Below are 11,537 nucleotides of genomic sequence, written 5' to 3'. Positions count from 1 at the left end.
GGGAGCCCGAGAGCGTGACGACCGCAGACCACCGGCTCACCCAGCTGCAGACGCTGGAGGCCGAGTCCATCCACGTGCTGCGCGAGGTGGCCGCCGAGTCCGAGCGGCCGGTGCTGCTCTTCTCCGGCGGCAAGGACTCCATCGTGATGCTGGAGCTCGCCCGCAAGGCCTTCGCCCCGGCGCGGATCCCGTTCCCGGTGATGCACGTCGACACCGGGCTGAACTTCCCCGAGGTGCTGGCGTTCCGCGACCGCCGGGTCGCCGAGCTCGGCGTCGAGCTGATCGTGGCGTCCGTCCCCGACGCGATCGCCGCCGGCACGGTGCGCCAGGAGCCCAACGGCTCGCGCAACCGGATCCAGACGCCGGTGCTGCTGGACGCCGTCGAGCGGCACGGGTTCACCGCCCTGTTCGGTGGCGCCCGGCGCGACGAGGACAAGGCGCGGGCCAAGGAGCGGGTGTTCTCCTTCCGCGACGAGTTCGGCCAGTGGGACCCGAAGAACCAGCGGCCCGAGTTGTGGGACCTGTACAACGGCCGCACCCACCTCGGTGAGTCGATCCGGGTGTTCCCGCTGTCGAACTGGACCGAGCTGGACATCTGGGGCTACATCGCCCAGGAGGAGATCGCCATCCCGGCGCTGTACCTGGCCGCCGAGCGCGACGTCGTCGACCGGGCCGGGATGCTCTACGCGGTCAACGAGTTCATCACCCCGAAGGACGGCGAGCAGGTGGAGCGCCGCAGCGTCCGCTACCGCACCGTGGGCGACGCGAACCTGACCGCCGCCGTCCCGTCGGTCGCGGGCACCGTCGCCGAGGTCATCGCCGAGATCGCGGTGACCCGGCTGACCGAGCGCGGGGCCACCCGCGGCGACGACAAGGTCAGCGACGCCGCCATGGAGGACCGCAAGAAGGAGGGGTACTTCTGATGAGCGCTCTCGCCCAGGCAGCCGCCGAGCTCGCCACCGCCCGCAAGGACATCCTGCGCATCGCCACCGCCGGGTCCGTCGACGACGGGAAGAGCACCCTCATCGGCCGGCTGCTCTACGACAGCAAGGCCGTCTTCGAGGACCAGTACGCCGCCATCGAGCGGGCCAGTCGCGGCGACCACGTCGACCTGTCGCTGCTCACCGACGGCCTGCGCGCCGAGCGCGAACAGGGCATCACCATCGACGTCGCCTACCGCTACTTCAGCACCCCGCGGCGCACGTTCATCCTCGCCGACACCCCCGGGCACGTGCAGTACACCCGGAACATGGTCACCGGCGCCTCGACCGCGGACCTGGCGATCGTGCTGGTCGACGCGCGCAAGGGCATGCTCGAGCAGAGCCGCCGGCACGCCTTCCTCGCCTCGCTGCTGCGGGTGCCGCACCTGGTCGTCGCGGTCAACAAGATGGACCTCGTCGACTGGTCCGAGGACGTCTACGAGGGCATCCGCGAGGAGTTCGCCGCCTTCGCCACCAAGCTCGAGGTCCCCGACCTGACCGTCGTCCCGATCTCCGCACTCCAGGGCGACAACGTGGTCACCCGCTCGGCGAACACGCCCTGGTACGAGGGGACGTCGCTGCTGCACCACCTGGAGCACGTGCACGTGGCCAGCGACCGCAACCTCGTCGACACCCGGTTCCCGGTGCAGTACGTGATCCGCCCGCAGACCGACGAGTCCCGCGACTACCGCGGCTACGCCGGCCGGGTGGGTGCCGGCGTGCTGCGCCCCGGCGACGAGGTGCAGGTGCTGCCCAGCGGCCTGACCACCACGATCGCGGCGATCGACGGACCCGACGGCCCGCTGGACGCCGCCTTCCCGCCGATGTCGGTGACCGTGCGGCTGACCGACGACCTCGACGTCTCCCGTGGCGACATGATCTGCCGGCCGCACAACGCACCGCAGGTCACCCAGGACCTCGACGCGATGGTCTGCTGGATGGCCGACGCGCCGCTGGTGCCCCGGATGCGGCTGGCGGTCAAGCACACCACCCGCTCGGTGCGCGCCGTGGTCAAGGACCTGCAGTACCGGCTCGACGTCAACACCCTGCACCGGCAGACCGGGGTCGAGGGCCTGGGGCTCAACGACATCGGCCGGGTCACGCTGCGCACCACCCAGCCGCTGTTCGTCGACGACTACCACCGCAACCGGGTCACCGGCCGGTTCATCCTCATCGACGAGGCCACCAACGCCACGGTCGGCGCGGGGATGCTCACGCCCTCCTGACCTCCGGGTCCCCGGCGCCGCCCTCGGCGGGGCGGCGCCGGGTTCAGCGGGGCGGGCCCAGGACGGTGCTGCCGTACGCGGTGGCCACCTCCGGTCGCGGCGTGACGGTGAAGCCGTCGGGTCGCGGGGTGGACCGGTCCCGCCCGGTCTCGCGGAACATCCCCTCGATGCCGGCCGGGGTGTTGATCATCAGCAGGTCGGCCTTCTCCGAGGTGATGCGGTACGAGTGCGGCACGTTCCTGGGCAGGAAGACGATGCCGCCCGCGGTCAGCTCGTCCTCCTCGTCACCGGCCCACACCAGCGCGGTGCCGCTGATCAGCAGGAACACCTCGTCCTCCCTGCTGTGCACGTGCCAGGGCGGCGCCTCCCCCCTGCTCACGTCGAAGCGCCCGACCATGAGCCGGCCGTCGGTGGCTGCGCCGTCGAGCAGGATCGACAGGGTGTCGCCGTTCAGCCACTCCAGCTGCTGGTGCTGCTCGGGTCGGGCGAGGTACGGGATGCTCATGACTCCTCCAGGTCTCGTGAGTGGTCGGTCGGGTCCGCCTCAGGCGGGCAGGACGACGACCTTGCCGGTGACACGACCGGCAGCGGCCTCCGCGTGCAGCGCGGGCAGCTCGGTCAGCGGGATGCGACGGGTGACCTCGATCTGCAGGTCGCCGCTGTCGACGAGGGACGCCAGCTCGGCCAGCCGGTCCCGGTTCGGCAGCACGAACACGGTCGCCGCGCTGACGCCGCGGGCCTCGTCGCCGGGGGTGGCCATGAAGGCGGTGGTGCTGACGACCCTGCCGCCGTCGCGGACCACGGCGACGAGCGCGGCGAACTGGTCCGGCTCGATGGGCGCCAGGTTGAGCAGGACGTCGACCTGCCCGTCGACCGCGCCCAGCACGTCGGTGGTGGTGTGGTCGATGACCTCGTCGGCCCCGGCCGCGCGGACGGCGTCGATGCTGCGCGGGCTGGCGGTCGCCACGACGTGCACGCCGGCCCGCCTGGCCAGCGCGACGGCGTACTTGCCGACCACTCCCCCCGCGCCGTTGACCAGGACCCGCTGCCCGGCGGTCAGCCCACCGAGGTCGAACAGCGCCTGCCAGGCCGTCAGCGCCACCGACGGCAGACCGGCCGCGTCGGGGAGCGGGACCTTCGCGGGTGCCAGCACCAGCGCGTCGGCCGGGGCGATGACGTACTCCGCCGCGCCGCCGTCGCGCTCCATCGGCAGGAACCCGATCACCGCGTCCCCCACCTGCAGCCCACCCTCGCCGACGACCCGGCCCACGCCGTCCCCGAGCGCGTCGACCGTGCCGGAGACGTCGTAGCCGGGCACGTGCGGCAGCACGACCGGGATGGGGAGGAACCCGCCGCGCATGCCGTTGTCGGCGGCGTTGAACGCCGAGGCCGCCACCCGCACGCGCACCTCACCCGCGCCGGGGGTGGGCAGGTCGACGTCCTCGTACCGCAGGACCTCCGGACCGCCGACCTCGTGGAACCGCACTGCCTTCATCGCTGTACCTGCCTTCACCGGGTGCCGTGGGATCTCGTGCACGGCCCAACCTGGCAGGTCCCGGCGAGATCATCCTGGGCCGGACCGGCCCACCTTCACGACCGCACGCCCGTCGGCTGCACCGACCACCTCGACCAGGCGGGCGGCGTCCCGTGACCCCGGCGCCGCGGTGAGCATGACGGCCGCCAGGTCGTCGCCCGGGATCGCGATCAGGTTCCCGACGAGGGTGAGGGAGTCACCGTCGGACTGGGTGAAGGTCGCGGCGCTCTCGTAGGCCGCCACCGGTCGCGGTGCCCTCCACAGCGTGTCGAACCGCCGGCTCCGGCCACGCAGCTCGTCCACCAGGGCGGCGAGCGGGACGTCGGCGGGGTGGCGCAGCAGCGCGGCCCGCAGCTGGGCCACGAGCACCGCCTCGTGACTGGCCGCGTCGGCCGCGGACTGCTGGAAGGCACCGAAGGGGCTGCAGAACTGCCGCCAGGCCACGTTCCAGTCCCACCGCCCGCCGGTGAGGTCCCAGTGCTCGAGGGCCAGGAACGCGCTGTTGACCGCGACGAGGTTCATCGCCGCGTCCGTGACGATCATCGGGGTGTCGGAGAACCGCTCCAGCAGCCGCGTCGCACCCGGGCCGAGCTCGGTCGGCACCTGCCCGTCCGCCGCGGCGTAACCGGCCAGCGCGGACAGCCGCTCGTAGTCCGCCCGACCGACCCGCAGCGCCCGGGCGATGGCCCGGACTACACCGGCCGAGGGGTGGCTCCGTCCCTGCTCCAGACGGCGGACGTAGTCGGCGGACATCCCGGCGAGCTCACCGAGCTCCTCCCGGCGCAGCCCGGGCACCCGCCGGGGGCCCGGCGGCAGCCCGACGGACGCGGGGTCCGTGCACCCCCGCAGGTGGCGCACAGCGGCACCGAAGTCGTGATCCTCCACCGCGCCAGTCTGCCGGGCCGGACGACGTCCGTGACCGGCTGCTGCGCGCACGCTGGGTGGGGCGCCTCACCTGTCGGACCGGCACCGCCCGCCCACCGGGGCCCGCCCCTGCCGGCCGCGGTGGCCGACGGGACGGGCGTCAGACCGAGACGGCGTCGATCGCCTTGTAGATGCGCTGCTCGGAGACCGGCCGGGGCGTGCCGACGGTCTGGGCGAACAGCCCCACCCGCAGCTCCTCGACCATCCAGCGCACCCGCATGACCGGGTCGTCGGGAGCCCCGGTCGGGGGCACCGCGGCACGCAGCTGCTCGTACTCCTTGGTCACCGCCTCGACCTGCGCCAGCCACAACGCGTCGCGGGCCGCGTTGGCCGGCAGCTTCTCCAGCCGCAGCTCCATCGCCTTCAGGTAGCGCACCAGGTCCGGCAGCCGCTTGCGCCCGGCGGAGGCGACGAACCCACGGTGCAGCAGCCCGCCCATCTGCGCCCGCAGGTCGGCGATCGCGGCCTCCGGCACCCGCCGTCCGGGCGCGGCACCGATGGCGATCGCGGTCTCCCGCGCCTGGGTCAGCACCGCCTCCACCCTGCGGACGGCGTCGCTGGTCAGCGTGTGCAGCTCCGTGCGGGCCGCGGCCACCAGCGCGGTGAACGCCGCCTCGGTGCGCGGCGGGCCACCGGCGGCGGCGATCAGCTCGTCGGCCGCGGCGTCCACGCAGTCGGCCACCAGGTCGGGGATCTCGCCGTCGGGGTTGAACTGCAGCGCCAGCCGGGAGCGCGGTCCGATGCCCTTGACCACCTGCTTGACCGGGGAGCTGACGACCAGCTCCAGCAGCCGGCGGGCGCCCCGCCAGCTCAGCCGGGTCGCCTCCGCCTGCGTGGGGACCACCCGGACGCCGACGGTCTCGCCCTCGTCGACCAGGGCGATGAACGCGGTGACCACGTGCCCGCCGCGCTCGACCTCGACGGTGGCCGGCAGGTCGCCGAACGTCCAGGTGGTCTGCCGGCTGCGCTCGTAGGTCGACGCGGCGCGGGCCAGGCTGGCCCGAGCCTGCGGGGCGACCTGGCTGCGCAGCGCGGTGAGGTCCTTGCCCTGGGCGAGCAGGCGCTGGGAGTCGTCGAGCACCCGGTAGGTGGCGCGCAGGTGCGGGGGCACCTCGGCCGGGCGCCAGGCGTCCGGCGGGATCACGACCGAGGTGGCCCGGCGCAGCTCGCGCTCCAGGGCCGGCAGCAGCGCCTCGGTCGGGTCGATCTTCGGCAGCACCTCGCGGACCCGGTCCGGGATGGGCACCAGGCCGCGGCGCAGCTGCTTGGGCAGCGAGCGGAGCAGTTCGGTGACCAGCTCGGCCCGCTGCCCGGGCACGGTGAACGCCAGCGACTCCCCCGACGTCCGGGCGGCGACCGTGTCCAGCACGCCCAGCGGGACGTCGACGGTCACGCCGTCCTGCTCCGCCCCCGGGGCGAAGGCGTACGACAGCGGCAGGGTCAGGCCCTGGGTCAGCTGCACCTCGTCGGGGTAGTCCTCGAGCTGCACCTGCCCGGCGACGGCGGCGTTGGTGAGCATCTCCGGGGTGAAGGTCAGCAGGTCCGGCGTGGTGCGCCGGGCCTCCTTCCACCACCGGTCGAAGTGCCGGGTGGAGACGACGTCGGCGGGGACCCGGGCGTCGTAGAGCTCGAACACGGTCTCGTCGTCCACCCGGATGTCGCGGCGGCGGGCGCGCTCCTCCAGCTCGGCGACCTGCTCGATGGTGCGGGCGTTGTCGGCGGCGAAGCGGTGGTGCGTCGTCCACTCGCCCTGCACCAGGGCGTGCCGGATGAACAGCTCACGGGAGACGACCGGGTCGATCGAGCCGTACTGGACGCGGCGGCCCACCACCAGCGGCAGCCCGTAGAGGGTGACCCGCTCGGTGGCGACGACCGAGCCGCGCTTGGCGTCCCAGCGCGGCTCGCTGTACTGCCGGTGGACCAGGTGATCGGCCAGCTTCTCGACCGTCTCGGGGTCGATCCGGGCGACGGTGCGGGCGAAGAGCCGGCTGGTCTCCACCAGCTCGGCGGCGACCACCCAGCGCGGCGGCTTCTTGGCCAGCGGCGTCCCCGGGGCCAGCACGAAGCGGGTGTTGCGCGTGCCGACGTACTCCCGGCCCGGGCGGCCGGGCTTGCCGTCACGGTTCTTGGCCGGCTCGGCCTGCATGCCCACCTGGGACAGCAGCCCGGACAGCAGCGACGCGGTCACGCCGCGCTCGTCGGGTGCCGGGGCCAGCTCGCCCAGGGTCATGCCCAGCCGGCGGGCGGTGCCGCGCAGCTGGCCGTGCAGGTCCTGCCACTCGCGGATGCGGAGGTAGTGCAGGAACTCCTTCTTCACGGTGCGGCGGAACTGGTTGCCCGAGAGCTCCTCGGCCCGCTCCTCCAGGTACCGCCAGAGGTTGAGCAGGCCGATGAAGTCGGAGTTCTCGTCGGCGAACCGCTTGTGGGACTCGTCCGCGGCCTGCTGGTGCTCGGCCGGGCGCTCGCGCACGTCCTGCACGGTGAGCCCGGCGGCGATGACCAGCACCTCCTCCAGCACCCCGCGCCGGTCGGCCTCCACGACCATCCGGGCCAGCCGCGGGTCCAGCGGCAGGGTGGCCAGCGAGCGGCCGGTCGGGGTGAGCCCGCCCTGCGCGTCGAGGGCGTCCAGCTCCTCCAGCAGCGCGACGCCGTCGGCGATGGCGCGGCGGTCCGGCGGGTCGATGAAGGGGAACTCGGCGACGTCGCCGAGGTCGAGCGAGGCCATCTGCAGCAGCACCGAGGCCAGGTTGGTGCGCAGGATCTCCGGGTCGGTGTACTCGGGGCGGGCCTCGAAGTCGGCTTCCGTGTAGAGCCGGATCGCGATGCCCTCGCTGGTGCGCCCGCAGCGACCCGAGCGCTGCCGCGCCGAGGCCTGGCTGATCGCCTCGATCGGCAGCCGCTGGACCTTGGTGCGATGGCTGTACCGGGAGATGCGCGCGGTGCCCGGGTCGACGACGTACTTGATGCCGGGCACCGTCAGTGACGTCTCGGCGACGTTGGTGGCCAGCACGATCCGCCGTCCGGTGTGCGGCTGGAAGACCTTGTGCTGGTCGGCGGCGCTCAGCCGCGAGTAGAGCGGCAGCACCTCGGTGTGCGGGAACCCGCGCTCGCCCAGCGCGTCCGCGGTGTCCCGGATCTCGCGCTCACCGGCCAGGAACACCAGGACGTCGCCCGGCCCCTCGGCCACCAGCTCCGCGCAGGCGTCGACGATCGCGCTCACCTGGTCGCGGTCGGGGTCGGCGTCCTCGTCGTCCGGGTCGATGACCGGGCGGTAGCGGACCTCGACCGGGTAGGTGCGCCCGCTGACCTCGACCACCGGCACGCTCGCGCCGTCGACGGAGAAGTGCTTGGCGATCCGGTCGACGTCGATGGTCGCCGAGGTGATGACCAGCTTCAGGTCGGGACGGCGGGGCAGCAGCCGGGCGAGGTAGCCCAGCAGGAAGTCGATGTTGAGGCTCCGCTCGTGGGCCTCGTCGATGATGATCGTGTCGTACTGGCGCAGCAGCCGGTCGCGCTGCACCTCGGCGAGCAGCACGCCGTCGGTCATCAGCTTGACCAGCGTGCGGTCGCCGACGTCGTCGGTGAACCGGACCTTGAAGCCGACGACGTCGCCCAGCGGGCTGCCCAGCTCCTCGGCGATCCGCTCGGCGACGGTGCGCGCGGCGATCCGGCGCGGCTGCGTGTGCCCGATCCGGCCCCGGACGCCGCGGCCGAGCTCCAGCAGGACCTTCGGCAGCTGCGTGGTCTTGCCCGAACCGGTCTCGCCGGCGACGACCACGACCTGCGAGCTGCGCAGCGCCTCGGCGATGTCGTCGCGCCGCTGACTGACCGGCAGCTCCTCCGGGTAGCTCACGACCGGGACGGCGTCCCGGCGGCGGGCGACGCGCTGCTCGGCCGCGGCGACCTCGGCGGCGATCTGCTCGGTCTGCTTCGCGCGGACCGCGAGGTCCTTCGTGCGCCGGGTGCCGTCGAGCCGGCGTCCGAGGCGGTGCTCGTCGGCGAGGGTCAGTGCGGACAGCCGGGACCGGAGGTCGTCGTGCGGGGTGGTCACGGTGTGCTCGCACTTCCTTGTCGAGGGCAGTCGCTCCAGGGTCTCACCCGGCGGGCACGGTCGCGCGCCTCACGGCCAGTGCACCACCCAACTGGTTGCATGCATGGTGCAACGGCTTGTACCGTGCACCTGTTCCTCCGGCGCAGTGCGGCGCCCCCCGCTGACCTCCGGAGCGCCCCTGTGTCCGAGACCGCCGTGTCCGAGACCGTCGCATCGACGACCGCCTCCCCGCTCTCCCTCTCCGAGGAGCTGGTCCAGCTGGTCCGGGTCATGCACCTGCTCAAGAACCAGAGCACCAGCGGTGCCGGCCCCGAGGCCCGCGAGCGCGCGGCGCACGTGTTGCTGTTCCCGCTGACCCGGCAGGGTCCGCTGCGGCAGGGCGCGCTGGCCGAGCTCGTGCACGCCGACCCCTCGACGGTGAGCCGGCACGTGACGCTGCTCGTCGACCACGGGCTGGTCCGCCGGGTCGCCGACGCCTCCGACGGCCGGGCCAGCCGGCTGGTCGTCACCCCGGACGGCGAGGCCGTGGTCGACCAGATGCGCCAGGAGCGCGCCGCCCTGTTCGCGCAGGTGACCGCCGACTGGGCGGACGCCGAGCTGCACACCTTCACCGCGCAGCTGCACCGCCTGGTGCAGCAGCTGACCGACCACCTCCCCACCCTGGGCGCCACACCCGGCGCCGCCACCACCCCCGAGAAGGACCGATGAGCCAGACCACCGACCGCGGGACGGGGTCCGAGCGCAGCGCCGCCCGCGCCTCGGCCGCCGCGCCGGACGCCTCCGGGGCGTTCACGCACCGCCAGATCATGACCATCCTGGTCGGGCTGCTGCTGGGCATGTTCCTGGCCGCCCTGGACCAGACCGTGGTCTCCACGGCCATCCGCACCATCGCCGACGACCTGGACGGCTACGACCTGCAGGCATGGGCGACCACCGCCTTCCTGATCACCTCGACGATCGCCACCCCGCTCTACGGCAAGCTGAGCGACATCTACGGCCGGCGGCCGTTCTACCTGTTCGCCATCGCCGTCTTCGTCCTCGGCTCGGCGCTGTGCGGCCTGGCCGACTCGATGTACCAGCTGGCCGTCTACCGCGCCGTGCAGGGCATCGGTGCCGGTGGCCTGATGTCGCTGGCGCTGGCGATCATCGCCGACATCGTCCCGCCGCGGGAGCGCTCGAAGTACCAGGGCTACTTCATGGCCGTCTTCGGCACCTCCAGCGTGCTGGGCCCGGTCATCGGCGGCTTCCTGTCCGGGCAGGACACGATCCTGGGCATCACCGGCTGGCGCTGGATCTTCTACGTCAACGTGCCGCTGGGCATCCTGGCGCTGGTCGTCGTCTCCAAGGTGCTGCACCTGCCGCACACCCCGCGCGAGCACCGCATCGACTGGCCCGGCGCGCTGGCGCTGATCACCTTCCTGGTGCCGCTGCTGATCGTGGCCGAGCAGGGCCGCACCTGGGGCTGGGGCTCCACCCGGGCACTGGTCTGCTACGCCATCGGCGTGGTCGGGTTCGCGCTCTTCGTGCTCGCCGAGCGGGCGTTCAAGGACGACGCGCTGCTGCCGCTGCGCATGTTCGGCAACCGCACCTTCGCCGTCAGCAGCGCCAGCTCGATCGTGCTGGGCGCCGGCATGTTCGGCGGCATCCTGCTGCTCCCGCAGTACCTGCAGATCGTGCACGGCTCCAGCCCCACCGAGGCCGGCCTGCAGATGATCCCGCTGGTCCTGGGCATCATGTCCGGCTCGATCATCGCCGGGCAGACGATCGCCCGCACCGGGAAGTACAAGTTCTTCCCGCTCGTGGGCGTCGTCTTCATCGTCACCGCGCTGGTGTCGCTGTCCTTCATCGTCGGCGCCGACACCTCGGTCTGGGCGCTCGTGCCCTTCATGCTGCTCATGGGCCTGGGGCTGGGCTTCAACTTCCAGCCGGTCATCCTCGCCGTGCAGAACGCCGTCAGCCCGCGGGAGATCGGCGTGGCGACCTCCTCGGTCACCTTCTTCCGCCAGATGGGCGGCACGCTCGGGACGGCGGTCTTCCTGTCGGTGCTGTTCACCCGGCTGCCCGGTGACATCGGCGGCGCCGTGACCGACGCCGCCACCGCGAACCCGGCGATCGCCCCGCAGCTGCAGCAGGCCGGCGCCGGCGGCACGGACCTGTCGAACACCTCGTTCATCCAGGAGCTGCCGGCCGAGATCGCCCTGCCGTTCAAGACCGGGTTCTCGCACTCGCTGGACGTCGTCTTCCTGCTCGCCGCGATCGTGGTCGCCCTCGGCTTCTTCGTGCTGCTGTTCCTGCCCCAGCTGCCGCTGCGCACCCAGTCCGGGATCCAGGCGGCGCAGGCCGGCGAGGACGGCAGGGACGGGGATGCCGCCGACTCCCCTGCCCTGGCCGCGGCCGACGCCGTGGGTGCTGCGGCCCCGACCTCGGTCGAGCCGCCCGTGGACGGCGTCGACCGGACCGGGGAGGGCGCCGTCCCGGCAGACGACCGGGCGACCACCGACCGGACCGCCGCCGTCCAGCCGGCCACCGCACCGGCCGCCGGGACCGCCTTCGGGACCGGGTCCGGCACGACTGGTCACCCGGGCCGCCACGAGGCCGCCGACGCGGACGCCCCCGAGGGCGGGCGGCACGAGGCGACCGCCCCCGACCAGCCCACCGGGCTGGCCAGCGTCCCGGCCGACCACCTGCCCGAGGAGCTCCGCCGCCGCAGCTGACGCTCGGCGCACCTCGGCGGCCCCTGTCCCCCGCACCTGCGGGAGGCAGGGGCCGTCCGCGTCCCGGGGTCACGGCGGCCCGGGGTGGGTGTGCACGGGCCCGGACGT

Annotated in this window: 8 protein-coding genes; 4 read left to right on the top strand and 4 right to left on the bottom strand. The window is 73.4% G+C overall.

Features of this window, described 5'->3' with window-relative positions:
* The first annotated feature begins 14 nt into the window (after nt 1-14).
* Nucleotides 15-923: a sulfate adenylyltransferase subunit CysD gene (gene cysD, locus O2W14_RS03205; RefSeq protein ID WP_269174645.1), complete on the top strand. Its 909-nt coding sequence runs from the start codon at nt 15-17 to the stop codon at nt 921-923.
* Nucleotides 923-2,206: a sulfate adenylyltransferase subunit 1 gene (locus tag O2W14_RS03200; RefSeq protein ID WP_269174644.1), complete on the top strand. Its 1,284-nt coding sequence runs from the start codon at nt 923-925 to the stop codon at nt 2,204-2,206. Before cysD ends, O2W14_RS03200 begins: the two co-directional genes overlap by 1 nt.
* A 43-nt stretch (nt 2,207-2,249) precedes the next feature.
* Here O2W14_RS03200 and O2W14_RS03195 read toward each other — a convergent pair whose 3' ends face one another.
* The 4 genes from O2W14_RS03195 to hrpA all read right to left on the bottom strand — a co-directional run bounded on the left by O2W14_RS03195 (nt 2,250) and on the right by hrpA (nt 8,715).
* Nucleotides 2,250-2,711, bottom strand: a complete 462-nt coding sequence (locus O2W14_RS03195; RefSeq protein WP_269174643.1) for a cupin domain-containing protein — start codon at nt 2,709-2,711, stop codon at nt 2,250-2,252.
* 39 nt (nt 2,712-2,750) lie between these two features.
* Nucleotides 2,751-3,701, bottom strand: a complete 951-nt coding sequence (locus tag O2W14_RS03190) for an NADP-dependent oxidoreductase (protein ID WP_269174642.1) — start codon at nt 3,699-3,701, stop codon at nt 2,751-2,753.
* Between the two features lie 69 nt (nt 3,702-3,770).
* Complete coding sequence (locus tag O2W14_RS03185) at nt 3,771-4,625, bottom strand: helix-turn-helix domain-containing protein (protein WP_269174641.1); 855 nt, start codon at nt 4,623-4,625, stop codon at nt 3,771-3,773.
* A gap of 139 nt (nt 4,626-4,764) precedes the next feature.
* Entirely contained in the window at nt 4,765-8,715 is a 3,951-nt protein-coding gene (gene hrpA / locus O2W14_RS03180; protein WP_269174640.1) for an ATP-dependent RNA helicase HrpA, read from the bottom strand.
* Nucleotides 8,716-8,895: 180 nt separating this feature from the next.
* Here hrpA and O2W14_RS03175 point away from each other — a divergent pair, with 180 nt between their 5' ends.
* Both O2W14_RS03175 and O2W14_RS03170 read left to right on the top strand, forming a co-directional pair.
* Nucleotides 8,896-9,423 carry a MarR family winged helix-turn-helix transcriptional regulator gene (locus O2W14_RS03175; protein ID WP_269174639.1) on the top strand — a complete coding sequence of 176 codons (528 nt, stop codon included), beginning with the start codon at nt 8,896-8,898 and terminating at the stop codon, nt 9,421-9,423.
* Nucleotides 9,420-11,429: an MDR family MFS transporter gene (locus O2W14_RS03170; RefSeq protein WP_269174638.1), complete on the top strand. Its 2,010-nt coding sequence runs from the start codon at nt 9,420-9,422 to the stop codon at nt 11,427-11,429. The genes O2W14_RS03175 and O2W14_RS03170 overlap by 4 nt, the downstream gene beginning before the upstream one ends.
* Nucleotides 11,430-11,537 lie beyond the last annotated feature (108 nt).

This window comes from Modestobacter sp. VKM Ac-2986, assembly GCF_026967795.1.
In the GTDB taxonomy this organism is placed as follows: domain Bacteria; phylum Actinomycetota; class Actinomycetes; order Mycobacteriales; family Geodermatophilaceae; genus Modestobacter.
The sequence above is the reverse complement of the archived record's forward strand: the minus strand, read 5'-3'. Positions and strand labels throughout refer to the sequence as shown.